Source organism: Kitasatospora sp. P5_F3, from assembly GCF_054049135.1.
The window spans coordinates 77,520-103,751 of record NZ_JBFUMY010000032.1; the positions used below are offsets into that span (position 1 = coordinate 77,520).

32 protein-coding genes are annotated in these 26,232 nt (G+C 71.3%); 15 read left to right on the forward strand and 17 right to left on the reverse strand.

What is annotated here, in order from left to right; translation table 11 throughout:
• Window positions 1-216 precede the first annotated feature (216 nt).
• Entirely contained in the window at window positions 217-369 is a 153-nt protein-coding gene (locus ACXJMZ_RS20495) for a hypothetical protein (protein WP_457031507.1), read from the forward strand.
• Window positions 370-745: 376 nt separating this feature from the next.
• Here ACXJMZ_RS20495 and ACXJMZ_RS20500 read toward each other — a convergent pair whose 3' ends face one another.
• Window positions 746-1,108, reverse strand: a complete 363-nt coding sequence (locus ACXJMZ_RS20500) for a hypothetical protein (RefSeq protein ID WP_405021554.1) — start codon at window positions 1,106-1,108, stop codon at window positions 746-748.
• A 172-nt stretch (window positions 1,109-1,280) separates the two neighbouring features.
• On the opposite strand from ACXJMZ_RS20500, the gene ACXJMZ_RS20505 reads away from it, so the two are divergent.
• Window positions 1,281-1,829 carry a hypothetical protein gene (locus ACXJMZ_RS20505; protein ID WP_457031508.1) on the forward strand — a complete coding sequence of 183 codons (549 nt, stop codon included), beginning with the start codon at window positions 1,281-1,283 and terminating at the stop codon, window positions 1,827-1,829.
• Between the two features lie 44 nt (window positions 1,830-1,873).
• Here the strand turns inward: ACXJMZ_RS20505 and ACXJMZ_RS20510 are convergent, their stop codons facing one another.
• Complete coding sequence (locus tag ACXJMZ_RS20510; protein WP_457031509.1) at window positions 1,874-2,098, reverse strand: hypothetical protein; 225 nt, start codon at window positions 2,096-2,098, stop codon at window positions 1,874-1,876.
• Between the two features lie 487 nt (window positions 2,099-2,585).
• On the opposite strand from ACXJMZ_RS20510, the gene ACXJMZ_RS20515 reads away from it, so the two are divergent.
• The 4 genes from ACXJMZ_RS20515 (at window position 2,586) to ACXJMZ_RS20530 (ending at window position 5,840) form a co-directional block, all read left to right on the forward strand.
• Complete coding sequence (locus ACXJMZ_RS20515) at window positions 2,586-2,789, forward strand: cold-shock protein (RefSeq protein WP_030918248.1); 204 nt, start codon at window positions 2,586-2,588, stop codon at window positions 2,787-2,789.
• Between the two features lie 372 nt (window positions 2,790-3,161).
• Window positions 3,162-4,700: a DEAD/DEAH box helicase gene (locus ACXJMZ_RS20520; RefSeq protein WP_457031510.1), complete on the forward strand. Its 1,539-nt coding sequence runs from the start codon at window positions 3,162-3,164 to the stop codon at window positions 4,698-4,700.
• Window positions 4,701-4,885: 185 nt separating this feature from the next.
• On the forward strand, window positions 4,886-5,272 hold the full coding sequence (locus tag ACXJMZ_RS20525; protein ID WP_457031511.1) for a CBS domain-containing protein: 387 nt from the start codon (window positions 4,886-4,888) through the stop codon (window positions 5,270-5,272).
• Between the two features lie 295 nt (window positions 5,273-5,567).
• The gene (locus ACXJMZ_RS20530; RefSeq protein ID WP_457031512.1) at window positions 5,568-5,840 is read left to right on the forward strand and encodes a hypothetical protein; all 273 of its coding nucleotides are present in this window, start codon (window positions 5,568-5,570) and stop codon (window positions 5,838-5,840) included.
• 535 nt (window positions 5,841-6,375) lie between these two features.
• Here the strand turns inward: ACXJMZ_RS20530 and ACXJMZ_RS20535 are convergent.
• Entirely contained in the window at window positions 6,376-6,660 is a 285-nt protein-coding gene (locus ACXJMZ_RS20535; RefSeq protein WP_457031590.1) for a helix-turn-helix domain-containing protein, read from the reverse strand.
• Window positions 6,661-7,969: 1,309 nt separating this feature from the next.
• A complete protein-coding gene (locus ACXJMZ_RS20540; protein WP_457031591.1) occupies window positions 7,970-8,311 on the reverse strand; it encodes a MerR family transcriptional regulator in 342 nt (113 codons plus the stop codon).
• Window positions 8,312-9,344: 1,033 nt separating this feature from the next.
• Between ACXJMZ_RS20540 and ACXJMZ_RS20545 the strand changes: the two genes are divergently transcribed.
• Complete coding sequence (locus ACXJMZ_RS20545) at window positions 9,345-9,572, forward strand: hypothetical protein (RefSeq protein ID WP_457031513.1); 228 nt, start codon at window positions 9,345-9,347, stop codon at window positions 9,570-9,572.
• 6 nt (window positions 9,573-9,578) lie between these two features.
• On the opposite strand, the gene ACXJMZ_RS20550 is transcribed toward ACXJMZ_RS20545, so the two are convergent.
• The 4 genes from ACXJMZ_RS20550 to ACXJMZ_RS20565 form a co-directional block, all read right to left on the reverse strand.
• Entirely contained in the window at window positions 9,579-9,860 is a 282-nt protein-coding gene (locus ACXJMZ_RS20550; RefSeq protein ID WP_457031514.1) for a hypothetical protein, read from the reverse strand.
• Window positions 9,835-10,242 (reverse strand): hypothetical protein, encoded by a 408-nt coding sequence (locus ACXJMZ_RS20555; protein ID WP_457031515.1) that lies wholly within the window; start codon window positions 10,240-10,242, stop codon window positions 9,835-9,837. Before ACXJMZ_RS20555 ends, ACXJMZ_RS20550 begins: the two co-directional genes overlap by 26 nt.
• Window positions 10,243-10,419: 177 nt before the next feature.
• Complete coding sequence (locus ACXJMZ_RS20560) at window positions 10,420-11,160, reverse strand: peptidyl-tRNA hydrolase (protein WP_457031516.1); 741 nt, start codon at window positions 11,158-11,160, stop codon at window positions 10,420-10,422.
• Window positions 11,161-11,204: 44 nt separating this feature from the next.
• Window positions 11,205-12,143, reverse strand: coding sequence for a hypothetical protein (locus tag ACXJMZ_RS20565; RefSeq protein ID WP_457031517.1), 939 nt, complete (start codon window positions 12,141-12,143; stop codon window positions 11,205-11,207).
• Between the two features lie 141 nt (window positions 12,144-12,284).
• Between ACXJMZ_RS20565 and ACXJMZ_RS20570 the strand changes: the two genes are divergently transcribed.
• The 3 genes from ACXJMZ_RS20570 (at window position 12,285) to ACXJMZ_RS20580 (ending at window position 15,069) form a co-directional block, all read left to right on the forward strand.
• The gene (locus ACXJMZ_RS20570; RefSeq protein ID WP_457031518.1) at window positions 12,285-13,484 is read left to right on the forward strand and encodes an RNA-guided endonuclease InsQ/TnpB family protein; all 1,200 of its coding nucleotides are present in this window, start codon (window positions 12,285-12,287) and stop codon (window positions 13,482-13,484) included.
• 108 nt (window positions 13,485-13,592) lie between these two features.
• Window positions 13,593-13,964: a YbjQ family protein gene (locus tag ACXJMZ_RS20575; RefSeq protein WP_457031519.1), complete on the forward strand. Its 372-nt coding sequence runs from the start codon at window positions 13,593-13,595 to the stop codon at window positions 13,962-13,964.
• A 34-nt stretch (window positions 13,965-13,998) separates the two neighbouring features.
• A complete protein-coding gene (locus tag ACXJMZ_RS20580) occupies window positions 13,999-15,069 on the forward strand; it encodes an FAD-dependent oxidoreductase (protein WP_457031520.1) in 1,071 nt (356 codons plus the stop codon).
• Here ACXJMZ_RS20580 and paaE read toward each other — a convergent pair.
• The 5 genes from paaE to paaA are packed head-to-tail and all read right to left on the reverse strand — an operon-like array spanning window position 15,066 to window position 18,734.
• Window positions 15,066-16,136: a 1,2-phenylacetyl-CoA epoxidase subunit PaaE gene (gene paaE / locus ACXJMZ_RS20585; RefSeq protein WP_457031521.1), complete on the reverse strand. Its 1,071-nt coding sequence runs from the start codon at window positions 16,134-16,136 to the stop codon at window positions 15,066-15,068. The two genes, ACXJMZ_RS20580 and paaE, sit on opposite strands and share 4 nt — an antisense overlap.
• The gene (gene paaD, locus ACXJMZ_RS20590) at window positions 16,136-16,618 is read right to left on the reverse strand and encodes a 1,2-phenylacetyl-CoA epoxidase subunit PaaD (protein WP_457031522.1); all 483 of its coding nucleotides are present in this window, start codon (window positions 16,616-16,618) and stop codon (window positions 16,136-16,138) included. Before paaD ends, paaE begins: the two co-directional genes overlap by 1 nt.
• Entirely contained in the window at window positions 16,612-17,493 is an 882-nt protein-coding gene (paaC, locus tag ACXJMZ_RS20595; protein ID WP_457031523.1) for a 1,2-phenylacetyl-CoA epoxidase subunit PaaC, read from the reverse strand. The genes paaD and paaC overlap by 7 nt, the downstream gene beginning before the upstream one ends.
• Window positions 17,494-17,508: 15 nt before the next feature.
• Window positions 17,509-17,796 carry a 1,2-phenylacetyl-CoA epoxidase subunit PaaB gene (gene paaB / locus ACXJMZ_RS20600; RefSeq protein ID WP_057239508.1) on the reverse strand — a complete coding sequence of 96 codons (288 nt, stop codon included), beginning with the start codon at window positions 17,794-17,796 and terminating at the stop codon, window positions 17,509-17,511.
• Window positions 17,793-18,734 carry a 1,2-phenylacetyl-CoA epoxidase subunit PaaA gene (gene paaA, locus ACXJMZ_RS20605; protein WP_457031524.1) on the reverse strand — a complete coding sequence of 314 codons (942 nt, stop codon included), beginning with the start codon at window positions 18,732-18,734 and terminating at the stop codon, window positions 17,793-17,795. The genes paaB and paaA overlap by 4 nt, the downstream gene beginning before the upstream one ends.
• 315 nt (window positions 18,735-19,049) lie before the next feature.
• Between paaA and ACXJMZ_RS20610 the strand changes: the two genes are divergently transcribed.
• The gene (locus tag ACXJMZ_RS20610) at window positions 19,050-19,511 is read left to right on the forward strand and encodes a hypothetical protein (RefSeq protein ID WP_457031525.1); all 462 of its coding nucleotides are present in this window, start codon (window positions 19,050-19,052) and stop codon (window positions 19,509-19,511) included.
• A 57-nt stretch (window positions 19,512-19,568) separates the two neighbouring features.
• Here ACXJMZ_RS20610 and ACXJMZ_RS20615 read toward each other — a convergent pair whose 3' ends face one another.
• Window positions 19,569-20,837: a M20 family metallopeptidase gene (locus ACXJMZ_RS20615; RefSeq protein WP_457031526.1), complete on the reverse strand. Its 1,269-nt coding sequence runs from the start codon at window positions 20,835-20,837 to the stop codon at window positions 19,569-19,571.
• A 721-nt stretch (window positions 20,838-21,558) separates the two neighbouring features.
• Here ACXJMZ_RS20615 and ACXJMZ_RS20620 point away from each other — a divergent pair.
• The 3 genes from ACXJMZ_RS20620 to ACXJMZ_RS20630 all read left to right on the forward strand — a co-directional run bounded on the left by ACXJMZ_RS20620 (window position 21,559) and on the right by ACXJMZ_RS20630 (window position 24,185).
• A complete protein-coding gene (locus ACXJMZ_RS20620; protein WP_457031527.1) occupies window positions 21,559-22,566 on the forward strand; it encodes an aldo/keto reductase in 1,008 nt (335 codons plus the stop codon).
• Between the two features lie 41 nt (window positions 22,567-22,607).
• The gene (locus tag ACXJMZ_RS20625) at window positions 22,608-23,198 is read left to right on the forward strand and encodes a TetR family transcriptional regulator (RefSeq protein ID WP_457031528.1); all 591 of its coding nucleotides are present in this window, start codon (window positions 22,608-22,610) and stop codon (window positions 23,196-23,198) included.
• Between the two features lie 75 nt (window positions 23,199-23,273).
• The gene (locus ACXJMZ_RS20630; protein ID WP_457031529.1) at window positions 23,274-24,185 is read left to right on the forward strand and encodes an ADP-ribosylglycohydrolase family protein; all 912 of its coding nucleotides are present in this window, start codon (window positions 23,274-23,276) and stop codon (window positions 24,183-24,185) included.
• Here ACXJMZ_RS20630 and ACXJMZ_RS20635 read toward each other — a convergent pair.
• Together ACXJMZ_RS20635 and ACXJMZ_RS20640 are read right to left on the reverse strand one after the other, a co-directional pair.
• A complete protein-coding gene (locus ACXJMZ_RS20635; protein ID WP_457031530.1) occupies window positions 24,152-24,436 on the reverse strand; it encodes a GlsB/YeaQ/YmgE family stress response membrane protein in 285 nt (94 codons plus the stop codon). The genes ACXJMZ_RS20630 and ACXJMZ_RS20635 overlap by 34 nt on opposite strands.
• Window positions 24,437-24,454: 18 nt before the next feature.
• Window positions 24,455-25,654, reverse strand: a complete 1,200-nt coding sequence (locus ACXJMZ_RS20640; RefSeq protein WP_457031531.1) for an RNA-guided endonuclease InsQ/TnpB family protein — start codon at window positions 25,652-25,654, stop codon at window positions 24,455-24,457.
• Window positions 25,655-25,831: 177 nt separating this feature from the next.
• Between ACXJMZ_RS20640 and ACXJMZ_RS20645 the strand changes: the two genes are divergently transcribed.
• Window positions 25,832-25,966, forward strand: a complete 135-nt coding sequence (locus ACXJMZ_RS20645; RefSeq protein WP_457031532.1) for a hypothetical protein — start codon at window positions 25,832-25,834, stop codon at window positions 25,964-25,966.
• Here ACXJMZ_RS20645 and ACXJMZ_RS20650 read toward each other — a convergent pair.
• Entirely contained in the window at window positions 25,933-26,199 is a 267-nt protein-coding gene (locus tag ACXJMZ_RS20650) for a GlsB/YeaQ/YmgE family stress response membrane protein (protein WP_457031533.1), read from the reverse strand. The two genes, ACXJMZ_RS20645 and ACXJMZ_RS20650, sit on opposite strands and share 34 nt — an antisense overlap.
• Between the last annotated feature and the right edge of the window lie 33 nt (window positions 26,200-26,232).

Consider the following 26,232-nt stretch of genomic DNA (forward strand, 5'->3'; position numbering starts at 1 on the left):
GTTACCGGCCTCCCCAGCATCGAGCACTCAGAGGACGTCGCTCAGCGCATCACTCAACCGACACCCTCTACCTTCGATCGGAAGGCAACTTCTTGAACAGATCGTAAAATGCAAGGAATGGCATCGCCCCCATGGGTAGAATCTGAAGCACAGTGGGTGACTCGAGGGGCTGGTGTCGCGGTGATGCCGGCGGGTCGCCCTTCGACTGGGGATGACATGACCTTCCACTTTGAGACCGCGCGGGCAACCATCGACAACCGTCTGCGGGAAGCCGAAAGGCATCGCCTCGCGCGCGCACTGCGGCTCAAGAGCCGTGCCGAACGCACCACCCGGCGCGCACGCCAGGCTCTGACCAGCGTCACCGTATGAGTAGTAGGCAGGCGGGTCGTCTACCGAGGCACCGGCGGCGGCCCGCCTGCTCGCTGAGTCGGACGCCTCCGGCGAACCGGCCGGGGCGGCGTGGGTGGAATTGACCGGCCGCACGTGAATCGCGACGGGCGCCGACCGGAATGGCTGGTCCTGGCTGGGGTACGGCTGGTCAGGAGTCCGCAGCCGACACCAGGGTGCCGAAGGTACCGCGCAGACATAGGGCCCCGGATTGCGCCAGCCCATACCGAGCCAACAGCCGTGTACATCTGCGCACAGGTGTGGCCAACCCGCAGCAAGCTACTGCGGCTTGGCCATCGTCATGCGTCGGCAGGTGACGCTGACCGCCTGGGTTCCGTTGGCGACCGCAGGGTCTGTGTCAGGTTGCGGAGTAGCTCAGGTCTCCGATCGTCCAGCTGCTGATGTCCTCGATGGCGATGCGGTACATGCCACCGGTGTGGGGCAGCCCGAAGTCCCCCTGCAGGATCTGCGCCCGGTGCAGGTGTAGATGGGTGGGCCGCGCGGGCGCGCCCTCGGTGGGTCGGGTGAAGAGGGCGGCGAACGGCTTCAAGTGGTCCGAGGCTTCGAGGACTTCCGCCACTCGCTCCAGCCACAGGGCCACCGGCGCGAGCCTGCCGGTGATCACCGCTCCGGGGACCACCACGGTCAAGGACATCTGGTTGCTGTGCTCGGACTCCACCATCGCGGCGATGTCGACGAGCAGCCCGTCAGGGTTCGACATGACGGACAGGTTAGGACACAGCCGTCGCGGACGCGACACCCACCCCGCACCCCGCACTCGGCGTCCCGGCCGGACGCCCCGTTCCAAGGCGGAACGGTGCGCGAGGAACGGACCGGCGGCCGGCGTGCACAATGATCCCGGTCAGCGGTAGTACAGCACGAAGAGGGCAAGGATGGACAAGCAGCTCATCGAGGTCGGCGCTCAGGGCAGCACCGGTTCGGACAGCGCCACCGTGTGCCCGGAGGTTCCCATCGGACCGAAAGCCCCTCCCCTCACGGACGAAAGCCTCGCCTGCGACCCCCTGCCGGCCTCGCCGCAGTCGGCCCGGGGGGCTGGCCCCGCCGACCAGGCGTGGTGGAACGCCGCGAAGAGCAGCCCCTTGGCGGGCGTGGCCAACGCCGTCCGGGGCGCGCTCAAGAAGAGCGCTCGCGAGCAGCGGACCACCTCGTGGGGCGCCCTGCACGAGCGGACCGGGCACAAGCTGCTGCCCACCCTCAGCCATCTGCAGAAGATCCAGGTCCTGGCCTTGGTGGACCAGCCGACGGCGGCCGGCGAGCCGCTCCTGTCCGTGCTTGTCGCCGACGGGCAGGGCGATTCGCTGCAACTGCACCGCGAGGTGGCACAGAGGCTTGGCCGGGACGTGCCTGCGGATACTCAGGCTCTCCTGGCTCACCTGGAGGGCGAGATCGCCGATCTTCATCGTCGGTGGCAGCAGCGCTGAGCACCCGTCGAGAACGAGACCGTGGGGCTCAGAGGGCGGTCTCGTCAGAGCTTGAACAGTGCGGCATACGGCTGCGTGATCCGCCTCTGCTGTGACCCGAAGTCGACGAGGACCGCGATGTCACTGTCTGCCTCGACACTGATGGCCCGGCCGAGGCCGTACCGGTCGTGCGAGACCCGGTCCCCTACCGCGAACCGCTTGCGCGGTGCTTCGGCACGGACTTTGAAGGGACTGGTGGGCAGGTGGCGCCGGACTACTGATTTCGTCATCCCCTTCAGTATGCAGCGAAAAGCACAAATTGACCCCGCGAGGAAGCCTGAATTCCGCCAGCCCCGAGATGGCGAGCGTCTTTACCCTTTCCGGCTCGGGGCCGACGGTCTGCGCGTGCGCAGGGCGACGCTGAGGCTGCGCCGCTCGCACCGCGCCTCTCCCCCTCGACCCCGACAGTCGGAGTGGACATCAGAAGCATCAACTACCTTGCCAGGATTACTACTTCGCGCTTTGCGGGCAACGAGTGCCCTGCCCTCGGGGCAGGGCTCAAGTGTCTCCGGGGCAAAATTTCCCACCACTGGGAGCCGCGCCCTGCTACTGTCTCCTCAGTTGCAGTAGTGGTTCCCATGAACTTTGTGTGCGCCTGCTGATGTATCGCAGGCGCATTTTTTGTTTCCCGGCTCTTTTCCCGGGTGGGTGCTCATCGCGGCGACTCGGAGCTCGCACTGTGCGGGTTCCGGACAGCCCCTTGAAGGAGATTTCTTTATGGCTAATGGCACTGTGAAGTGGTTCAACGCGGAAAAGGGCTTCGGCTTCATCGAGCAGGAGGGTGGCGGTCCTGACGTGTTCGCCCACTACTCGAACATCAACGCCAACGGCTTCCGTGAGCTGCTCGAGGGCCAGAAGGTCGAGTTCGACGTCACGCAGGGCCAGAAGGGCCCGCAGGCCGAGAACATTCGTCCGCTGTAGTTTTTCTGCCACGGCACCCGCCTAGCAGCAAGGGGCCCGCACCGCGTACATGCCCGGTGCGGGCCTCTCGGCATTGCTCCACGCTCCACCCTGGCCGTTGAGGCCCCCTTGGCTCCGCCACCGGCAGCCGTCCCCCACGCGAGTCGCACAGCGCCGCGTCCGGATCGGCGCCCTGCCGTGACATCTCACGGTTCGAGGTTCTGCGCTCCCGCCCCTTTGCGGTGAGCGCCGACCGCAGGTGACGTGCCGCACGGTTCTACCGTCCACGCCCCACCCCGTCATACTTTTCGGCCCGTCTCCCCGCGGGCTCCGCCGGCGCCTCGCGCTGCGGAGCCTTCCTCGTGACGTGCCGCCCTGAGGAAGGTCTCCCGCATGAACCGCTCCAGTCGCTCCTCGTACCAGAACGCCAACTCCCGCTCCGCCTCGTCCACCCGCTCCGGTGGCGGCACCGGCTCGGGGTCGCGCTCCTCCGGCTCCTCCCGTTCCGGCGGCAGTTCCTTCTACGGCGACCGGCCGTCCGGCGGCCGGAGCAGTCGTCAGGGCTCAGGCCCGCAGGGCGAGTTCGCGATGCCGGTGAGCACCACCCCGGCGCTGCCGCCCGTCGAGTCCTTCGAGGAGCTGGACATGCCGGCGGCGCTGCTGTCGGTGCTGACCCGGCAGGGCGTCACCACGCCGTTCCCGATCCAGGCCGCGACGCTGCCCAACTCGCTGGCCGGCCGCGATGTCCTCGGCCGGGGCCGCACCGGCTCCGGCAAGACCATCGCCTTCGGCCTCGCCGTACTGGCCCGCACCGCCGGGCAGAAGGCCGAACCCCGCCGCCCGCTGGCTCTGATCCTGGTCCCCACCCGGGAGCTCGCGCAGCAGGTCACCGACGCCCTCACCCCCTACGCCCACGCCGTGCGCCTGCGGATGGCAACCCTGGTCGGCGGGATGTCGATCGGCCGCCAGGCCCAGGCACTCAACCGCGGCGCGGAGATCATCGTCGCCACCCCCGGCCGGCTCAAGGACCTGATCCAGCGCGGCGACTGCCAACTGGACGGCGTCGCCGTGACCGTCCTGGACGAGGCCGACCAGATGGCCGACATGGGCTTCCTGCCGCAGGTAACCGAGCTCCTCCAGCAGGTCGCCGAGGGCTGCCAGACCATGCTGTTCTCCGCCACCCTGGACCGCAACGTCGACCGGCTGGTGCGCACCTTCCTCAAGGACCCGGTCACGCACTCGGTGGACCCGTCGGCAGGCGCGGTCAGCACGATGGAGCACCACCTGCTGCACGTGCAGAACAGCGACAAGAACGCCACGATCGCCCACATCGCCTCCCGCGACGGCGGGGTGATCATGTTCATCGACACCAAGCACGGCGCGGACCGCCTGGTGCAGGACCTGCTCGCGAACGGGGTGAAGGCCGCCGCCCTGCACGGCGGCAAGTCCCAACCGGAGCGCACCCGCACCCTGGAGCAGTTCCGCAACGGAGCGGTGACCGCGCTGATCGCCACCAACGTCGCCGCCCGCGGCATCCACGTCGACGGGCTCGACCTGGTCGTCAACCTGGCTCCGCCGAGCGACCACAAGGACTACCTGCACCGGGCCGGCCGCACCGCCCGCGCGGGCGAGTCCGGCACCGTCGTCACCCTGGTGCTGCCCAACCAGCGCCGCGAGATGGCCCGCATGATGACCACGGCCGCCATCACCCCCGAATCCACCCGGGTGCACTCCACCGACGAGGAACTGGCGCGCATCACCGGTGCCCGGGTGCCCACCGGCATCCCGACAGTGATCGTTGTCCCCGTCGTCGAGCGGGCGAGCCGCAGCGCGTCCACGAGCCGCAACCGCAACCGTCGCCGCCCCTCCACCGGCCGCCACCCGCAGACCGTGACCAGCCGTCAGGCAGCACCCGTCGCCCTCGCCGCATAGTCGGACGGGTGTGCCCCGCTCCACGCGGAGCGGGGCACACCCACATCTCCGAGGAAAGCGCCACCACCTGGGCGACCGTACCCACGCCCTGGCACTGCCGCACTCCCCTGCCTGATGTCCCGGGCCGCCACCCGCGGCCCGGGACGCCGCCGTCACCGGCGGGACCGACACGAAGGAACCCGCCTGTGAGCATCACCCTCGAACGCCCGACCACCACCGCCACAGCCACGGTCGGCGACCTCATGAACCACACCGAGCTGCAGATCAGCGATGACGCCACGGCCGACACGGCCATGGACATCCTGCTCAGCTCCGGCGCGAACCACCTCCTGGTCCGCGACGAGGACGGCCGCTGCGCCGGCCTGCTGACCCGCCTGCACCTCGCCCCGTTCCAGGCCCGCTCCTGGTACACCGAACGCACCCCGGTCCGCGACATCCTCCACGACCGCGCCCCGTTTGCCACCGCCGACATGCCCGCAGCAACCGCCGTCGCCGCCATGCGCGCCCGCGGCCTCGACGCATGGCCGGTCATCGACCACGACGGCCACGCCATCGGCCTGCTCACCGCATAGGAACACACCGCCCTCGGACCCGGGGGCAGCACGCCCCCGGTGCTCCCGCCGAAGCGGCCCGTCACCAGAGAGGCATCCGTCGTCGGGCCCCGCCACTGTCTGACCGGCCTGCGCAGTGCGACCGCGTGTACTCCGCTCGCTGCCTCGTACCCGCCGGCTGCCCGGGATCTGTCTCAGCCGACATGGTTTCCGCCTCTTGGCGGTCAAACAGCCGTGCCTGGGTTGAGGGGCGCAGGGCTGGGCACATCAGCCGGGTAGACCGGGCCACGACGATCCAGAAACCAGGGTGAACCTGATGGACACGATGAGCGTCAACGTCGCCACCGCCCGCTCCACCGCCTGCGTCGCGGGAGCACGCGAGAGCACCAGTGCGAAGCCAACCCGGACAGACAGCATCGAGGTAGCCGTCCACGACCCCAGCCCGCAGGCGCCGCGCATGCGCACACCCGACCTGAACGGCAGCGCCGGCGGCTTCGGCTGGCCCATGGTCAACAGCCTCGCCTGCACCACCACGGTGACCCCCCGGCTGTTCGGCGGAAAGACGGTAACCGTCTTCCTCGCCCGGTAGACCAAGGTGGCGGCTGGGGCCTGGCAGTAACGAACCCTGCCGCTGGTGCCCGGCGCCCGGGCCGTCTCAGCGCCCCGGGTCTGACCCCGTCTTCATGCCAGCGCAGGCGCTCGGGTCAAGGGAAGGCGGCCGTGGGCTGTCAGCGCCGTGCACTGAGCTCCTCGTGATACCGACAGCTGGATCGGGCGGTCAGGTACAGAGGGTCGGGCAGATTGGCACCGTTGGGCGCTCGGCGGGAGCCCGAGCGATCCGGCCCTCATGGGACGGCGGCCCGCCGGTGGGCGCGCGGGGGGGGGGGGGGGGGGGGCACGCGTCATGTACCCGGGCAGAACCGTAGCGGAAGGACGGCCCCCGGTGTGAACCCCAGGGGTCGGCAGGCCGGGCTGCCGCAGGCGGCCCCGCAGCGGTCCTCGTGACCGCGGGCGCGCTGGTGAGCGGCGGTGACGGTGGACCGCGGCGGGCCTGCGGCCGGTGTGCCTGGCGGTGAGTGCCTGCTGCTCACCGCGGACCGCTCACGGCCGGGCGAGCCGCAGGGTCAGGTGTCGGCGTCGGGAGACTGCCCGGCCGGGCGGCCTTCGCGGAGCTGTTCGTTGATGCGCAGGGCTTCTTCGAGCTGGTCTTCGAGGATGATGATGCGGCAGGCGGCGTCGACGGCGGTGCCCTCGTCGACGAGATCGCGGGCGCGCATCGCGATCCGCAGCTGGTAGCGGGAGAAACGGCGGTGGCCGCCCTCTGAGCGCAGCGGGGTGATCAGGCCGTGCTCGCCCAGGGTGCGCAGGAAGCCGGCGGTGGTGCCGGTCATCTCGGCGGCGCGGCCCATGGTGTAGGCGGGGTAGTCGTCGTCATCGAACGAGCTGACGGCGTCGGGGGTGGTGGGTCGGTTGATGGTCGTGGTCACTGCACCTCTTCGAATCCGGTTTCCGGGGACGCGTGGAGGGGCCCCGGCGCCATTGCGGCTCCGGGGCCCCGAAGGGGAACAACACACCATCTACCGGCCCTGGGCCGGTCCTTGGGTCCGCACTGCCCCATCGGATGGAGCGTGCGGGGATCGCGTATGCGTGACCGGAAACCACCAACCTTCATCACGTGGGGTCTGCGGTGTCCGCCCGGACGAGAACTGCTCATCTCACGGGCCGGGCAATCCTGATGGCGCTTGCGCCCTCCGTTTCATCCTCAACATCACTGACAACTGCTGGTACTGCGATTCACATCGGTACTGCGTACTGCTGTGGTGTCCGAACCGGCCCACCTGCCGACAGTCAGCCCCGTCGCCTGCCCTGCTCAACCTTCGTGGCTTGGAACCCCACTGCCGGACCTCCCGGTACGCGCGCCCGCAGCACGGCGCCTTTACCGAGATCCCACGCACCCCGAAAACTGGTGACTGCGGTCCCACTTCACCTGCTCGTACCGCAACTGCTTCCTACGCGGTACGCCTGCTGGTTGCCCCTGATCACTGCGGGCCACCCGGGTGCGGTTGCCAGTGCCGTCGCCGTACTGCACCAAACCTGGCTCCGGAACTCCGCGCCCGCACCGAGACTTCTTCACCTCTACCGCCAGTTCGTGTCTGGCGGGCCCTGCTGACTGCTTGCTACGAGAGAAACACTAACCACACCCCGCGCCAATGTCTACTCCGGGCAGCACAGATTTTGCCTTGTTCGAAGGGCAGCTACCCTTGCGGACCGCATGCAGGAGTTGCGCCACCTCCCGGACCAGGCAAGAACGAGCAGACGGGTGAAATCGCAGGAGGCCCCCGGCACGGCGGCCGCTCGCACGCACGCTTCCCCTGCGCCCAGGCTTCCCCGCCGGCCGCCCCGGCCGAAGCCGTCCACGAGCAGGACGAACACGCCCTACGCCGCCTGCCGGCCCGCGTCGCCGACCTGACCGACTGAGCCCTCCAGGGCCGGGACGCTGTCCTGGCCGATTCCGCCGCTCAGGCGCACCCGGGCACTGAAGGCGTTCCGCCGCTCGGCACAGGCATGGGATACGGCGCGGCCCGCGCCTCTCCGGTCTGAGCCAGTGCGGTCCGGCGGAGACCCGGCCGCAGCGGAGCAGCTCGCGCCCGGGCGGGCCTCGGCGTTGCGCGGGCGGAGCGGTCGCCGCCGCTTTCGCCACGGCGATGGCCGGCGGGTTCACCCGCCGCTTGCCTGCCTACGGGGGCGGCCCAGCTGTTCGTTGGTACGCCGGGCGCTGTCGAGCTGGTCTTCGAGGATGATGATGCGGCAGGCGGCGCCGACGGCAGTTCCCTGGTCGACGAGGTCGCGGGCGCGTATCGCGATCCGCAACTGGCGACGGGAGAATCGGCGATGGCCGCCGCCGGAGCGCACAGGGGTGATCAGGCCGTGCTCGCCGAGGGCGCGCAGGAAGCCGGGGGTGGTGCCGGTCATCTCGGCGGCGCAGCCCGTGGTGTAGGCGGCGTAGTCGTCATCGTCGAAGCGGCCGACCGGGCCGTGAGGTCCGGTAGTGCGGTGGATGGTGGTCACTGCACCTCTTCATATGAGATTCGGGTTCATATGGGGGCCGGGACGCGGGAGGGGGGGGGGGGGGGGCGGGGGCTACCGGCCCTGGGCCGGTCCTTGTGTCCGCAACTCCTCGGGGGAGGAGGATCGCGGGGCTCGCAAATGCGTGACCGGAAACCACCAACCTTCGTACCTTGAGGGGTCTGCGGTGTCCGCCCGGACAACAACAACCGGGCGATCCTGATGGCGCTAGCGCCCTCCGTCTCTTCCTCTACAGCACTGAACATCTTGCGAACTGCTGGCACTGCACCTGCGGGTACTACGTGATTCACACCTGTACTGCTTGGTACCGCGAACTGCATTGGTACCGCTGCGGTGTCCGTGAAGGCCCACCACCTGTCCGGCAGCCAGCCCCGTCGCCTGCCCTGCTCAACCTGCTTGGCTTAGAACCCCACTGCCCGGACCGTCCAGCACGCGCGCCCGCAGCCGGCGCCTTTGCTCAGACCTCGCACACCTCAACCACCGGTGACTGCGACCCAACTTCAACTGCTGTACTGCAACTACTGCGGTACCGCCTGGTGGTGGCCCCTGATCACTGCGGGCCACCCGGCCCGGCCGCCAGTCCCGTCGCCGTACTGCATCTGCGTTGGCTTCGAGGCTCTGCTGCCGCACCGCTCTTTTGCGTCACCGCCTCGCGCCCACCTGCTCGGCGCGTCCTGCATCTGTACTTGCTGCGGTACCGCCTGGTGGTGGCCCCTGATCACTGCGGGCCACCCGGCCCGGCCGCCAGCCCTGTCGCCGTACTGCACCAACCCTGGCTTCAGGACTCCACAACCGCACCGAGACTTGCGAACTTTCTTACTGCTCCCGCCAGTTCGTGCCTGGCGGGCCATTCCGACTGCTTGCTACGAGAGAAACACTAACCACACCCCGCAGCAATGTCTACTCTGCTCGGCATAGATTTTTCGGTGTTCGAAGGGGAGGTAGCCTGCGGCCCGCACATAGAAGCAACCCACGCCCCGGCCGACCAGGGACAACGAGCAGACGGGTGACCATGGAAGACGCGCAGAACGTGGCGACGGCTCGCACACCCGTCCCCCACACGCAGGCATCCCTGCTGACCGCCCTCGCGGAGGCCGTCCACGACCGAGACGAGCGCGCCCTGCGCCGGCTCCTGGCCCGCTTCGCCGAACAGGCCACCCTCACCGACCTCCCCGCCCTGCGCCGAGCACTCCAGCCCCACGTCCGCTTCGGGGAGCGGTCCGTGTCCCCGTAGCCGCCGTCAGCAAGCCCCTCGGCCAGGACTCCCGGCGCCTTCACGAGGAAGGGGCTCGCTCCTGATCAGGTCGGCGAGGCAGGCGAGCTCCTGGCGAAGGCCGTCCAGCCGGGCGAGGCGGGCGTCCAGCGCGGCGATCGCCGCACCCGATTCACGCCGCATCCGCAGCCCGACCTGCACGAGCTGACCCTGCAGCCGCTCCCATCGCTCCCATCGCTCCCGGGCACCCTCGTCCGGCACGACGGTACCCGGCGTCGTGGTGTCAGGTGCGGCGGTGGTTGCTGTCATCGCGGAGCTGGTCCGTGTGCTGGTTGAGCGTGTCGAGTTGGGTGCCGAGATGAGGGTGGCCGGCCTCGATGTAGGAGCGCATGGGGGCCAGGGGGCCGATGAGTTCGGCGGGATCGGTCGAGGCGAGCGCGGTGCGCAGGGCGGCCAGGCCGGGGCGGGCGGCGGGGGCCAGGTCGGTGAGGGCGGCGATCTGAGCAGCGAGGATGCGCAGGTCGGCAGCGTTGTCGCGGGCCCAGGCGGTGACGGTGCGCTCGGCCGCGCGGCGGTCGCGGACGGCCTTCACCCGCTCGACGCCGGTGGCCGGCGTCCGGCGGGTGTCGGCGGGGGTGGGTCGCAGGCGCTGGTAGCGGGTCTCGGCGGCCTGCCGGCTGGCGACCCCCATCGGCTGGGCGAGGTCTGCCCATGTCGCCCCGGCGTCCCGGGCGCTCTCCCGGGGCGCCCTCCCGCCCTGCCCGGTAGAGGGAGCGCCGTCCCCACCTACCTGTCTGAGGCACGCGACTGCCGGAACGCGCGCACACCTCACCTGCTACGTTGCCGTGTTGGGGTCAGAGGGCTGCGTTCACGGGCGTCGTAGGCGTGGGGTGGGGCAGTAGCGCGTGCCGCCTTCGAGTGCAACAGTTAGCCCGGGGGCGATCTCGGTGAAGCCCGCGTCGCGGACCACCGGCAGGTGACCCGCCGTCAGTTCGGCCCAGTCCTCCTTGGCGGCGGTCCGGACCGCGAGCCGGAAGCCCGTCTCGGCCCACTCCTTGCGCTGCGCGTCGTCCAGCCGCCACCAGGCGAGCTGGGCGGCGTGGCCGGTCTGCGCCATGGTCTTGCCCGCGCTCATCTCCAGCTCCGGGTTCAGCCAGAGCACCGGCACCCCCGGCTCGACCGGGCCAGGCTCTGCGGGGTCGTCCAGGTCGGTACCGGAGACCTGGAGCTTGGCCAGCTCCTTCGGCCAACCGTCCAGCGGGACCGGCGGGAAGACCCGGACCTCGGCGGACGCCCCGGTGACCGTGATCCCGGGCAGCTCGTTGGCCTTGCGCCACTCACCACCCCGGGCCCGCCGGACCACCTTGCGGATCCGGGCGTCCTCCCAGGCGGCCACCCGCTCCGCCCACTCCCCCTCGGGCTCGGTCACCCGGGGGTCGGCGAGCAGCGTGAGCACCGCCCGCGCCGAGGTCTCCAACGCGTCGGTACGGGCCGGGGGTTCGGCCTTCTCCAGCCGGACCAGCAGCGGCAGCACGTACTGCGGCTGCTCGTCGCGCGGGTCGGAGGCGGCCGGGGTGCTGGGAGCGGTGAAAGGAGACGTGGTCACCACACCAGGATGCCAGCAGCCCGGCCGTGCCCTGACAGCTGCCCAGATCAGCGCCGGTAGCCCCGGCCCGACTCGCGCTCCTCGGCGTCCTCGTAGGTGAGGAACCAGCCCTCCGGGTGGGTGGCGGCCAGCAGTTGGTCGGTCCGGTCGGCCGCGTCCAGGTCGGGGTCGCCCTGCTCCTCGGGGCCGTACACCCCGAACAGCTCGTCGGCGCAGCCGTCCCAGTCGTAGTCGTACAGGTCGACCGGCAGGTCGCCCATCATGTCGGCGACCGCCTGGGGCTGGGCGCCGAGCAACTCCCGGGCGTCCACCAGGGCCAGCCGGAGCGCCAGTTCCTCGGCCAGGCAGCGCGGCAGCGGCCACTCGCCGAGCGCCAGGTCGTCGGCCAGGTCGTCGAAGGTGCGGGCGATCGAACGGCGCCAGCCCCGGTGCAGGTTCCAGGTCCGGCGGGGCAGCCGGGCCAGCACGGCCCAGTCCGCCTCCTCCTCGTCGGTGACCGGGTCGCCCTCGTGCTCGTCCAGGTCGTCGTACGCGGCGTCGGCCAGCGTGATCAGCTGGGTGTGCAGCAGACACGCGGTCCGTGGCGTCAGGGTCCAGTCCCCGGTGCCGCCGCCCTCCTCCTCGTCCAGGTCGAGCGGGAACAGCTCGGCGAAGTCCGGCGCGAAGTCGTCGGTCAGCGCGATCTCCAGCGTGCCGCCCAGTGCCTCCACCCCGGGAATCGCGGCCACCAGCCGGTCCGGGTGCAGCAGCGCGCCGAGTGCCGCGTTCGGGTCCTCGGACACTTCTCGCAGCAGCGCCTCACGCTGCCCGGCCGGGTCCACCCCGGTGAAGTCCAACTCCGCCACGGCAGCGCGCGCGGCTGCCCGCAACGCGTCCCAGTCCGTGATCCGGATACCGAGCACCACTGTCGCCTCGATCTCCTGCGCGCCGGAGTCACCGGAATCCGCCGCCGCACCCGGCCCCTGATGATCGCTTCGCTCGCCCATCTCTCTCCTTGCGTGGGTTTCCCCGGCTTCAGCCCGGGAGGGAAACGCATCCTTGGCCCGGCGGCGCGGAGCGCCGTAGGCCGCTGCGTTGTCAGTGGCGTGTACTAGCTTGATCGCATTGACCGGAGGGGGGCGGGCCGGGTGATCCGTGCGTACAAGTTCCTCATGCGGCCCACCGTTGGCCAGGCACAGGCACTGTCCGAGATGCTGCGGGATCACTGCTCCCTCTACAACGGGGCGTTGCAGGAGCGCCGCGACGCCTATCGGCACGTATCGAAGACGAGCATCGGGTACGGGCAGCAGTCCGCGCAGCTCAAGGAGATCCGGGCGTTCGACCCGGAGCGGCAGGGACGCTGGTCGTTCAGCTCGCAGCAGGCCACCTTGCGCCGTCTTGACAGGGCGTTCGCGGCGTTCTTCCGCCGGGTCAAGTCCGGTGATACGCCCGGGTATCCGCGTTTTCGCGGGGTGAACTGGTTCGACACGGTGGAGTTCCCCAAGGACGGGGACGGCTGCCGCTGGGACTCCACGCCGCACGACCCGACCACCCGCGTGCGCGTCCAAGGCATCGGCCACGTCAAGGTCAAGCAGCACCGGCCCGTGATCGGCGAAGTCAAGACCGTCTCGGTAAAACGCGAGGGCAAGCGCTGGTACGTGGTGCTGACCGCCGAGCAGGAGCAGCCCGAACCACTGCCCGCGACCGGCAGCGCGGTCGGCATCGACCTGGGCATAGCGAACTTCCTCGCCGACTCGAACGGCGCCTTCGTGCCCAACCCGCGTCACGGTCGCAAGGCCGCGGCGAAGCTCGAAACCGCGCAACAGGCGCTCAGTCGGTGCAAGCACCGCAGCAACCGGCGCCGCAAGGCCGTGGCCAAGGTCGCCGCCCTGCATCGCAAGGTACGACGCCAGCGCCTCGACCACGCCCATAAGAACGCCCTCGCCCTGGTCCGCGCGCACGACCTGATAGCGCACGAAGACCTCAGGATCCGCAACATGACCCGGTCGCCCGCGCCGAAACCAGACCCCGATCAGCCCGGCGTATTCCTGCCCAACGGGGCCGCCGCGAAAGCCGGGCTCAACCGCTCGATTGCCGACGCCGGATGGGGGGTGTTCCTGACGATCCTGCACGCCAAGGCTGAGAGCGCCGGACGGGAAGTCATCGCCGTGGACCCCCGCAACACTTCCCGGACCTGCCCCGGATGCGGGCACGTCTCGGCGGAGAACCGGCCCACMCARGARARGTTCCACTGCGTCARCTGCGGCCACCGCGCGCACGCCGACACAGTAGGGGCTCTCAACGTCCTGCGGGCCGGGCTGGCCCGCCGCGACGCCCGGAAGGGTTAGCGAGAAGCCCCCTCGTTCACGAGGGGGAGTAGTCACGGGACAAGGTTTACAGACAGTTCGCGAGCGAGTCCACCGGCTTGGCACCGCTTCGAACGGCAGGATGACCGCATGAGCAACCTTGACGAGTACGGCGGCGGGCAGGGCCCGAGCGCCGATGTGTTGGTGGTCACAACCAACGACGTGCCCGGGTACCGGGTGGACCGGGTGATCGGCGAGGTCTTCGGCCTTACCGTGCGCAGCCGTCACATCGGTACCCAGATCGGCGCCTCGTTCAAGTCGATGCTGGGCGGCGAGCTCAAGGGGCTCACCAAGACGCTGGTCGAATCGCGGAACCAGGCGATGGAGCGGCTGGTCGAGCAGGCCAGGGCGCGCGGCGGGAACGCGGTGCTGATGATGCGCTTCGACGTGACCGAGGCGGCGGATCTGGGCACCGAGATCTGCGCGTACGGCACGGCCGTGGTGATCTCGCCCGTGCAGTAGGGAACACGGCCGTCAAGGCCGATGTTTCATGGGCGTGACTGTTTACGATGCAACGACCGACGTGGATGTCGTGGTGATCGGCGCCGGGCAGGCGGGCTTGTCCGCCGCCTATCACCTGCGGCGGCGCGGTCTCGCGCCGTACGCGGACTTCGTGGTGCTGGACGCCGACGACGCCCCGGGCGGGGCGTGGGCGCACCGCTCGCCCTCGCTCCGGATGGCCACCGTGCACGGCTTCCACGACCTGCCCGACTTCGAACTCCCGCCGCCCGACCCGGCCGCCCCGGCCCGCGAGGTGGTGCCCGGCTACTTCGCCGCGTACGAGGCGAAGCACGCGCTGCCGGTGGTCCGGCCGGTCCGGGTACGGTCCGTCAGTTCCCGCCCGGACGGGCGGCTGCTGATCGCCACCGACGCGGGCGACTGGACGGCCCGGGCGCTGATCAACGCGACCGGCACCTGGAGCCGGCCGTTCCTGCCCTACTACCCGGGCCGGTTCACCGGCCGTCAGCTGCACTACGCCGACTACCGGGGCCCGGCGGAGTTCGCCGGGCAGCGGGTCCTGGTGGTCGGCGGCGGGGCCTCGGCGATCCAGGTGCTCTCCGAGGTCGCCGAAGTCGCCGAGACGGTCTGGGTGACCCGGCGTGAACCCGTCTACCGGGACGGCCCGTTCACCGAGGAGTCCGGCCGGGCGGCGGTCGCCCTGGTCGAGCAGCGGGTCCGGCAGGGGCTGCCGGTACGCAGTGTGGTGAGCGTCACCGGGCTCGGCCCCTCGGTCGCCTACCGCCGCGCCGAGGAGCTCGGCGCGCTGCACCGCCGCCCGATGTTCGACCGCCTGACGGAGCGTGGCGTCGCCTGGGGCGACCAGGAGTTGGCGGTGGACGCGATCGTCTGGGCCACCGGCTTCCGCCCCGAGGTCGGCCACCTGGCGCCGCTCGGCCTGCGCTCCAACGGCGGCGGCATCCGGATCGACGGCACCCGGGCCGTCGACGACCCGCGCGTCCACCTGGTCGGCTACGGCCCGTCCGCCTCCACCATCGGCGCCAACCGGGCCGGCCGGGCGGCCGTCAACGAGATCGTCAAACTGCTCGGCGCCCCGGTTCTCGTCTAACGGTCGTAGTCGACGGTGACCTTGTCCGACACCGGCCGCGCCTGACAGGTCAGCACGTACCCGGCCGCGAGCTCCTTCTCCTCCAGCGCGAAGTTCCGCCGCATGCTCACCTCGCCCTCGGTGACCAGCGCCCGGCAGGTGCCGCAGACGCCGCCCTTGCAGGCGAACGGCAGGTCGGGGCGGGAGCGCTGGGCGCCGTCCAGGATCGACCGGTCGCGCGGCAGCGCCAGGGTGCCGGAGCGGCCGTCCAGCACCACCGTCACCTCGGAGCGCTCGCCGTCCGGCTGCTCGGGCGCGCGCGCGGCGACCGGCTCGTCCTCGGCGTGGAACAGCTCCTGGTGCACCCGGTCGGCGGGCACCCCCAGCTCGGCCAGCAGCTCCTTGGCCCCGAGCACCATGCCGTACGGGCCGCACAGCCACCAGTGGTCCACCTCGGGCACGTCCAGCAACGCGCCGAACAGCGCCCGCACCCGGTCCGCGTCCAGCCGGCCGCTGAGCAGCTCGGCGTCCCTGGTCTCCCGGGAGAGCACGTGCAGCAGCTGGAACCGGCCGAGGTGAGTGTCCTTCAGATCGGCCAGCTCGTCGGCGAACATCACCGTGTCGCTGCTCCGGTTCCCGTACACCAGCACCACCTCGGACTCGCCGTCGGCCAGCACCGAGGCGGCGATCGAGAGCATCGGCGTGACCCCGGAACCGGCGGCCAGCAGCACGTGCGTACCGGGCACCGACAGGTCCGGGGTGAACAGGCCGATCGGCGGCATCACCTCCATGCTGTCGCCGACCCGGGCCTCCCGGACCAGCCAGCGGGAGAACAGCCCGCCCGGCACCTCCCGGACCGCGATCCGCAGCGCCCCGCCCACCGGCGCGCAGATCGAGTACGAGCGCCGCTCGTCCACGCCGTCCACGATCCGACGCAGCGTCAGGGTCTGGCCGGGCCGGAAGGCGTACGCCTCGGCCTGCTCGGCCGGCACCTCGAAGGTGACCGCGACGGCGTCCTCGCAGAGCGGCTCCAGCGCCGCGATCCGCAGCTCCTGGAAGGTGAGCCGACGGGAGGTCGTGGTGGTCACTAGATCTCCTTGATCCGTTCGAAGGGCTCCCGGCACTCGCGGCAGCGCCAGAGCGCCTTGCAGGAGGTGGAGCCGAACCTGGACAGTTCCTCGGTGTCCTGGCTGCCGCACTGCGGGCAGGGCACCGCGAGCCTGGTCCGGCCCAGTTGCAGCAGGTCGGTGTGCACCGGCGGGGCGATGCCCGCCTCGGCCAGCTTGCGCTTACCGGCCTCGGTGATCAGGTCGGTGCTCCACGGCGGGTCCAGCCGGAGCCGGATCTCCACCTGGGCCCAGCCCGCCGCCCGCAGCCGGCCCGCCACGTCGGCGGCCATCTCGGCGACGGCCGGGCAGCCGGAGTAGGTCGGGGTGAGCCAGGCGGTCACCGCCGGGCCCTCCTCCGACACCTCGGCCAGCACGCCGAGTTCGGCCAGGGTGAGCATCGGCAGCTCGGGGTCGGGGACGGCGGCTGCCACCTCCCAGGCCGAGGGCGCGATGGTCACCATGACGCCCCCGGGTGTGCCCGGGCCACCACCTGGAGCTCGGCCAGCAGCAGGCCGAGCGCCTCGGTGTGCACGCCGTCCCGGCCCGCCCGGCCCCCGACCCGGGCCATCGGGGCCGCCGCCGGCACGGCCAGACCGGCCCCGGTGATCACCTCGGCCAGCTCGGCCAGCACCGGCTCGCGCAGCCCGGCCGGGTCGACGCCGAGCCGCAGCTCGACCTGATCGGCCGTGAACAGCTCGTCCAGCAGCGGCCAGACCGCCTCGAGCCCGGCCTGCATCCGCTCGGTGGAGTACGCCGTACCGTCACCGAGCCGCAGCGTCCAGGCGGCGGCGTACTCGCGGTGGTAGGCCAGCTCCTTGACGCCCCGGGCCGCGACCGCCGCGAGCACCGGGTCGACGTGCGTGCTCAGCCGCTCGTACAGCGCGTGCCGGGCGGTGGCGAACAGCAGCAGCCGGGCCACGGTGTGCCCGAAGTCGCCGTTCGGTACCTCCGCCAGGCGGACGTTGCGGAACTCGTGCGCCTCGCGCCAGTACGCCAGGTCGTCCTCGGTCCGCTCGGTGCCGTCCAGCTGGCCGGAGCGGGTGAGCAGCTGCCGGGCCTGGCCGAGCAGGTCGAGGCCGAGGTTGGCGAGCGCCACCTCCTCCTCCAGCTCGGGCGCCCGGGTGCACCACTCGATCAGCCGCTGGGACAGGATCAGCGTGTCGTCGCCGAGCATCAGGCAGTACGCCGCCAGGTCGGCCGCGTCCACCCCCGCCGGGGCCGCCCGGTCCACGCCGAGCAGCGGGTCGGCGAAGCCGGTGCCGTACGCCCAGCGGGCCTCGCCTTCCGGGCCGTGGTCGGCCTCGGCGAGGCTCAGATACACGTGGTCGTCACTCATGGCAGGTGCTCCCCGTCAGATGTGCGGGACATCCTCGGGGATGTCGTAGAAGGTCGGGTGCCGGTAGACCTTGTCCCCGCTGGGGGCGAAGAACGGGTCCTGCTCGTCGGGGGTGGAGGCGGTGATCGCGGTGGACGGGACCACCCAGAGGCTGACGCCTTCGTTCCGCCGGGTGTAGAGGTCGCGGGCGGCGAGCAGCGCCATCCGGTCGTCGGCGGCGTGCAGCGAGCCCACGTGCACGTGGTTCAGCCCGCGCCGGGGGCGGACGAAGACCTCGTACAGGGGCCAGTCGGCCTTGCTCATCGGTTGCGCTCCTTCTCCGCGTGGGCCAGTGCGGCTTCGCGCACCCAGGCACCGTCCTCGTGGGCGGCCCGGCGGCGCTCGATCCGCTCCGCGTTGCACGGGCCCTGACCCTTGATCACCTGCTTGAGCTCGGACCAGTCCGGCTCGCCGAACGTCCAGCTGCCGCGCTCCTCGTCCCAGCTCAGCTCCGGGTCGGGGAGCGTGACGCCGAGGTGCTGCGCCTGCGGGACCGTCATGTCGACAAATCGCTGCCGCAGCTCGTCGTTGGTGTGCCGCTTGATCCGCCAGGCCATCGACTGCGCCGTGTTCGGCGAGTCGCCGTCCGGCGGGCCGAACATCATCAGCGACGGCCACCACCAGCGGTCCACCGCGTCCTGCACCATCGCGCGCTGGCCCTCGGTGCCGCGCATCATCGTCATCAGCAGCTCGAAACCCTGCCGCTGGTGGAACGACTCCTCCTTGCAGACCCGCACCATCGCCCGGGCGTAGGGCCCGTACGAGCAGCGGCAGAGCGGCACCTGGTTGCAGATCGCCGCACCGTCCACCAGCCAGCCGATCACGCCGACGTCGGCGAAGCTCAGCGTCGGGTAGTTGAAGATCGAGGAGTACTTCTGCCGCCCCGAGATCAGCTTCTCGGTCAGCTCGGCCCGGTCCACCCCGAGCGTCTCGGCCGCCGCGTAGAGGTAGAGCCCGTGGCCCGCCTCGTCCTGCGCCTTGGCCAGCAGGATCGCCTTCCGCCGCAGCGAAGGCGCCCTGGTCAGCCAGGCACCCTCCGGCTGCATGCCGATGATCTCGGAGTGCGCGTGCTGCGCGATCTGCCGCACCAGCGTGGCCCGGTACGCCTCGGGCATCCAGTCCCGCGGCTCCACCCGCTGCTCGGCCGCCACCACCGCGTCGAACCGACCCTCCAGGGCCTCCACCGTTTCGGACACCGTCACCGCACTCGCCTCCCGACTGACCGTTCGGTCGGTACCATTGTGTAGCCGGGACCTCACCCCTGACAAGAGCGGACCCGCAGGTGTGCAATCCTCTGGTCGCGTCCTGATCCCGGGCGCGGACGGGGGACGCTCATGCGACACGGACTTCGCGCTGCCTTCGGGGCGGCGGCACTGCTGATCACAGCTACAACGGGTTGTACGAGTGGGGGCGGGAGCTCCGCGCCACCGTCCGCCTCCCGCGCGCCCGCCTCGGCCGCTGCACCGACTCCCTCACCGCCGGATCTGACCGAGGTCATCAACGCGGCCCGTACCACCGTGCTGACGAAGGACGCTGCGGGCGCCTACGCCCCCGGCCCCCAGGGCCTGATGCTGGTCGAGGCCTGGTCGACCGGCGCCGCCTTCGCCTGGGAGACCAACGATCAGCGGCTGTGCACGGCGACGGCAGGCAGGATCGCGATCCGGGAGCGGGCCTGCGGCAAGCCACCGGCCACTTCCCCCGGCAGCGTCCACTCGCTCCACGCCCTGTTCACCGACGGGTGGGTACGTATGCTCGGCGTCGACCACGCGGAATTGACCTCCGCGACCTGCGGCGGAGAGCCCCTCAAGGTCACCAGGGTCGGCACTGTCACGAGCGGGCCCCGGACGCTGTACGCCGTATGGTTCCCCGACTACACGCAGGGCAGCATGACTCTGTCCGTACGCCACGACGGGACGACGTCGGAGGCCGCTTTTCTGCTCGGACACGTCGGCGACCGAACCTGCGCCGCGAACTCCTGAGCAGCACACCTGACCAGGGCCGGAGCCGGTGGGGTCACCGGCGCCGGCCCTTGGGGTCTACTGGCGTTCGCGGAGGCGGGGCAGGGGGACGGCCAGGAGGGCGGCCAGCAGCGCTATCCGGGGGGCGAGCTGGTCGGTGCGGATGTGTTCGTGGCGGGCGTGCGGGCCGGCTCCGACTGCGCCGAGGCCGTCGAGGGTGGGGAGGCCCCGGGCGCCGGCGATGTTGGTGTCGCCCGCGCCGCCGGCCGGGGCACCGTCGAGGTTCTGTCCGAGGGCTGCGGCCAGTGAACGGACGTGCCGGAGCAGCGGGTTGGCGGGGCGGACCGGCCAGGTGGGGCGGCTTGAGAGCACCTCGGCGCGGACCTTGGCGCCGGGCCGCAGGGGGGTCAGGTGCGCCAGGTTGTCGAGGGTGCGGCGCTGCGCCTCGGGGGTCGCGAACCGGAGACCGAGCTCGGCCTCGGCCCGGCCCGCGACCACGTTGGCCCGGGTGCCACCGGTGATCCGGCCGGCGTTCAGCTCGGTGCCCGGCTGGTTCACCAGGCCGCGTACCAGGACCAGTTGGTCGACCAGTTCGTCCACCGCCGAGATGCCCAGCGCGGCGTCGTTGCCCGCGTGGGCCTCCCGGCCGGTGACGGTGAGCCGGACCCGACTGCTGCCCCGGCGGGCGGTCTTCAGGCTGCCGTCGGGGTGCGGCGGCTCCAGGCCCAGGACGGCGGCCGCCCCGGCCAGCTGACGCTCCACCAGCTTGCGGCCGTCGGGGCTGCCCAGCTCCTCGTCCGCGACCACCACCAGACGGACCGGCCGGTGCGGCCGCTGCCCCAGGTCGGCGAGCAGCGCGAACGCCCCCTCCACCAGCGCGAGACCGGCCTTCATGTCCAGGACGCCGGGACCGGTCAGCGCACCGTCGCGCTCCTCCACCGGCCAGTCCGCCAGGGTGCCGACCGGCCAGACCGTGTCGTGGTGACCGACCACCAGCAGGGGTGCCAGGCTCTCCTCCCGCCCGGGCCAGTCCATCACCAGATGGTCCCCGGCCTCGTTCGGCACCCGGCGGACCCGGGCGCCGGTGGCGGCGTAGCCCGCGCCCAACTCCTCGGCCAGCGCGTTGAGTCGAGCACTGTCACCGGTCGGCGACTCTATCCGGGCCAGGTCGGCGCAGCGGCTGCCGACGACGCTGCCCAGACTGCGGGCTCTGGAGCGCAGGGTGGACGGCAGGCCGGGCAGCGCGTCGGTGTCCGCGAACGCGACCCCGACGGTGGGCGGGCGAGGAGTGGTGCGGCCGACGGCCTCGGTATGACCGGCGGGCGCGGCGGCCGGTTGGGGGCTCATCGGGCGCCTCCCCGACCGCTGCCTGTACTCAGCGCAGTCTGCGCGAGCGGGGCGAGCGATCCACCCGGCAAGTGCGGCGGTACGGCGGACTCGGCGCGACGGCGGCCTACCCCGTCGGGCAACGGCTGGTGGAGCGACCTCGGGCTGGGCAACATGCGTCCTCCTCGCTCGGTCCGGTGACCCCGGCTCGGCCCGGGGCACCTGGGACGGCGGCTCCCGCGCGCCGGTGCGGACGGGCACCGGGACGGGGGAAGCCGCGAGGTGAGCCTAGAAGATTCGTTCGTTCCCCTGCGAGGTGGCCCGGTGATCTACGCATCGGTGACCGGCGGGAGGCAGCCGCCGCTCTGGGCGCTCCCGGCTCGGGTCTCCCGGGCCGCGCTCACCACCAACGATGGACCTCGGAACGCTTCCGTGCGCTCCGAATCGCGCGCCGGGGCCCGGAAGCACGCCTGATGGGTGATGGCAGGTCAGCCTTTGGTACCAGTCGGGCAGCTGACGCCACCTCGACCGGAGCGGGCGACGCACGGTGAGTTCGTCCAGGTTTGTCCGGAGCCAACGGATCGGCAATGTCAGGAACGGTCAGGGTCAGGGACGTCGAGGCCGAGGGCAGGTCCGAGGCCACTCTCGACGGGGTGCTCGCGGGCTGAATGACAGATATTGAAATCTGTCATCGCTCATGCCATAGTTGAGGCATCCGCTCACGCCTCCCCAGGAGTTCCTCATGAACACCGCCCCCGCCCGCACCCGCCTCGGCAGCACCGGCCCGGAGACCTCCGCGCTCGGCCTCGGCCTGATGGGCATGTCCGACCTGTACGGCCCGGCCGACGAGGCCGAGTCGATCGCCACCGTCCACGCGGCGCTGGACGCCGGCGTGACCCTGATGGACACCGGCGACTTCTACGGCATGGGCCACAACGAGCTGCTGCTGCACGACGCCCTGCGCGGCCGCGACCGCGAGGCGGTGCAGATCAGCGTCAAGTTCGGCGCCCAGCGCGGCCCGGACCGCGGCTGGCTCGGCTACGACGCGAGCCCGGCGGCCACCAAGACCGCCCTCGCGTACACGCTGCGCCGCCTGCGCACCGACTACATCGACGTCTACCGCCCGGCCCGGCTCGACCCGAGCGTGCCGGTCGAGGAGACCGTCGGCGCGATCGCCGACTTGGTCAAGGCCGGGTACGTCCGGCACATCGGCCTCTCCGAGGTCGGCGCCGACACGCTGCGCCGGGCCGCCGCCGTGCACCCGATCAGCGACCTGCAGATCGAGTACTCGCTGCTCTCCCGTGGCATCGAGGCCGAAATCCTGCCCACCGCGCGCGAGTTGGGCATCGGCGTGACCGCGTACGGGGTGCTCTCGCGCGGCCTGCTGAGCGGCCACTGGCAGAGCGACCGGGAGATCGCGGCCACCGACTTCCGCGGCTTCAGCCCGCGCTTCCAGGGCGAGAACCTGACCCACAACCTGACCCTGGTCGAGGCCCTGCGGGCGATCGCCGGGGCCAAGGGCGCCAGTGTCGCCCAGGTCGCCATCGCCTGGGTCGCCTCGCGCGGCTCGGACATCGTGCCGCTGGTCGGCGCCCGCCGCCGGGACCGGCTGGCCGAGGCCCTCGGTTCGCTGGACGTGCAGCTCACCGAGGGCGAGCTGGCGGCCATCGAGGCGGCCGTCCCGGCCGGGTCCGCCGCTGGGGACAGGTACGCTGCGGCACAGATGGCCCACCTCGACAGCGAGCACTGACCCGCCGTCGACCTGACGTCAGCCCGAACCAGAGGAAGACCGTGACCAGCGACAGTGCCCTGACCTCCGAGCAGATCCTCAGCGCCGCCGAGGACGTGCTGCGGCGGTTCGGTCCTGGCAAGGCCACGGTGGTGGACATCGCCCGCGCCCTCGGCGTCAGCCACGGCAGCGTCTACCGGCACTTCCCCAGCAAGGCGGCGCTCCGCGAGGCCGTCACCCAGCGCTGGCTGGACCAGGCGCACCAAGACCTGGCCACCATCAGCACCCAGCCGGGCCCGGCCGCCGAGCGGCTGCACCGCTGGCTGGCCACGCTGTTCGCAGCCAAGCGCCGCAAGGCCCTGGACGACCCCGAGATGTTCGCCACCTACCTCACCCTGGTCGGCGAACTCTCCAGCACCGTCGAGGCGCACATCGACACCCTGGTCACCCAGATCGCCGCCATCCTCGACGACGGCATCCGCCAGGGCGAGTTCCGCCCCACCGACCCCGCCACCACCGCCCGCGCGGTCTTCCAGGCCACCGCCCACTTCCACGACCCGGTCCACGCCACCGAGTGGTCCGACCCGCGCAGCGAGACCGACTTCGAGGCCGTCTGGACTCTCCTGCTCAGCGGCCTCAGCGCCACCGGCTGAGCCGGAAAACCCGGTCGCGCCCGGGCGGGCCCACCGGCGAGGATGGCGCCTCCTACCGAGCCCGAGGAGACGACCATGCGCGCCGCCCACGACAGCCTGCACGGCCTCGCCCTCGGCGACGCCTTCGGCGACCGCTGGTTCCAGGTCGCCCCGGGCGAGGCGGACGTCGAGCTGACCGGCCGTCAACTCCGGCCCGCGCCGTGGCACTGGACCGACGACACCGCGATGGCGCTGGTGCTGTTCCGGCACCTGGGGGCGCACGGTGCGGTGCAACCCGACCTGCTGGCAGGTGAGTTCGCGCTCGAGTACACGGTGAACCCGGGCCGCAAATACGGTCCCTCGATGCACCAGGTACTGCGGCAGATCGACGCCGGCGCCGACTGGCGCACGGTCACGTCGGAGATGTTCGGCGGGCAGGGCTCGTACGGGAACGGGGCCGCGATGCGGGTGGCGCCGCTCGGGGCCTGGTTCGCGGACGACCTCGACCGGGTGGTCGGGCAGGCCCGACTGTCAGCGCTGGTCACGCACTTCAACCCGGAGGCGGTGGCCGGTGCGGTCGCCGTCGCGGTGGCGGCCGCGCTGGCCGTCCGCAGCCGGGGCGGGTCGGCGCCGGAGCGGGCGGACTTCCTCGCCGAGGTCGCCGGATGGCTGCCGGAGAGCGACGTCCGGTCCGGGCTGCGGATCGCGCCCCGGTTCCCGGCCACGACCTCGGTGCGGCATGCCGCCGTGGTGCTCGGGTCGGGGCTGCAGATCTCGGCGCCGGACACCGTGCCGTTCGCCCTCTGGTGCGCCGCAGGGGAATTGGACGACCTGCCGGAGGCGATCTGGCGGACGCTCGGCGGGTGGGGCGACATGGACACCACCTGCGCGATCGCCGCCGGCGTGGTGGCGGCCAGGACCGGGCTGACCCAGGTCCCGGCCGAGTGGTGGCAGGCGGTGGAGCAACTACCGGGTCAGTCCCGGGAGTTGCCGAACACGATCCGGTAGCCGACCAGCAGCACGAAGGCGCCCGCAACGGCGGCGATCCAGGTGGCCGGGTCGTAGAAGCTCGTGGTCACCGGGCGGTCCAGCAGGGACGAGGAGAGCCAGCCCCCGACGAACGAGCCCGCTATCCCGATCAGAGTGGTGACGATCAGTCCGCCCGGGTCGCGGCCGGGCAGGATGAACTTGGCGATGCCCCCGGCAACCAGGCCGAGGATGATCCAGCTGAGAATTCCCGTGACTCCTCCCCACCACAAAAATGGCGGGGCTTCTCGTTACGCCGGGTTAGCGTCGCGACGGGCCAGCCCGGCCCGTTGAAGAACGTTGACGGCTCCCACTGTGTCGGCATGGTCCATGTGGCCGCAGCGTACGCAGTGGAACTTTGCCTGGATAATGCGGTTTTCCGCCGACACGTGCCCGCACTCGGGGAGGGGGCAGGTGCGGGAGGTGTTGCGGGGATCCACGGAAATCATCGTCCGGCCGGCGCTTTCAGCCTTGCCGGTGAGGATCGCGAGGAATACCCCCCAACCCGCGTCGTGGATGCTCTTGTTCAGCCCGGCCTTTGCGGCGGCCCCGTTGGGGAGGAAGGCGCCCGGCCGCCCGGGGTCGGGCTTCGAATTGGGACTGCGGACCATGTTAGAGATCGACAGCTTCTCGTGCGCGATGACGTCGTGGCGGCGCACCAGGCGAAGGGCGGTCTTGTGGGCGTGGTCGAGGCGTTGACGGCGGACCTTGCCGTGCAGCCGGGCGACCTTCTCAACGGCCGTGCGGTGCCTGCGGGTGCGCCGGTCCTTGCGAACGCGAGGGAAGGCAGCGAGGGCACGCTGAGCGTCCGCGAGGGCGTCGGCGTTGTTCCTCCCGAACCTCGGGTTGGGGACGAACTCGCCGTTCGAGTCGGCGAGGAAGTTGGCGATCCCAACGTCGATGCCAACGACGGAACCGGTCGGCGGGAGTGGCTCCGGCTTGACCTGCTCGGCAGTCAGGACGACATACCAGCGCTTGCCCTCGCGCTTGACCGAGACCGTCTTGACCTTTCCGACCACGGGACGGTGCCGGTTAACCTTGACGTGCCCAACGCCCTGGAGACGGACGCGGGTGGCCGGGTTGTGCGGGGTGGAGTCCCACCGGCAGCCATCCCCGTCCTTCGGGAACTCCACCGTGTCGAACCGGCTCGCCCCGCGAAAGCGCGGGTAGCCGGGAGTTCGACCGGCCTTGACCCGTCGGAAGAACGCCTGCATCGCCTTGTCCAGCCGCCGCAGAGTCGCCTGCTGCGAGGAGAACGACCAGCGGCCCTGATGCTCGGGATCGAACGCCCGGATGTCCTTGAGCTGCGCGGACTGCATCCCGTACTTCACGCTCGTCTTCGAGACGTGCCGGTAGGCGTCACGGCGTTCCTGCAACGCCCCGTTGTACAGCGAGCAGTGATCGAGCAACATCTCCCCGAGAGCCTGCACCTGGCCTGCGGTGGGTCGCATGAGGAACTTGTACGCGCGTATCCGCGAAGTCACCCGGCCCACCCCTCTCAGTCGAGGCCAGCAACATAGCTGGCGTCACTGACAAAGCCGACCGAGGCTCCGGGCGCTCCGCGCCTGCGGGCTGAGGATCGCAGTCCCGCCCGGCCTGAACGCCGGGATCCCCGCGAAGATCAAGGGGTGGACAGCACCTGCGCGATCGCCGCCGGCGTGGTGGCGGCCAGGACCGGGCTCGGCCAGGTCCCGGCCGACGGGTGGGGAGCGGTGGAGGAACTGCCGGGTCAGTCCCGGGAGTTGCCGAACACGATCCGGTAACCGACCAGCAGGACGAAGGCGCCCGCGACGGCGGCGATCCAGGTGGCGGGATCATAGAAGCTGGTGGAAACCGGGCGGTCGAGCACCGCCGAGGAGAGCCAGCCTCCGACGAACGAGCCCGCTATCCCGATCAGGGTGGTGACGATCAGTCCGCCCGGGTCCCGGCCCGGGAGGATGAACTTGGCGATGCCCCCGGCGACCAGGCCGAGGATGATCCAGCTGACGATACCCATGATGGTGTTCCTGCCCTTCCCCTCCGCCGCCCA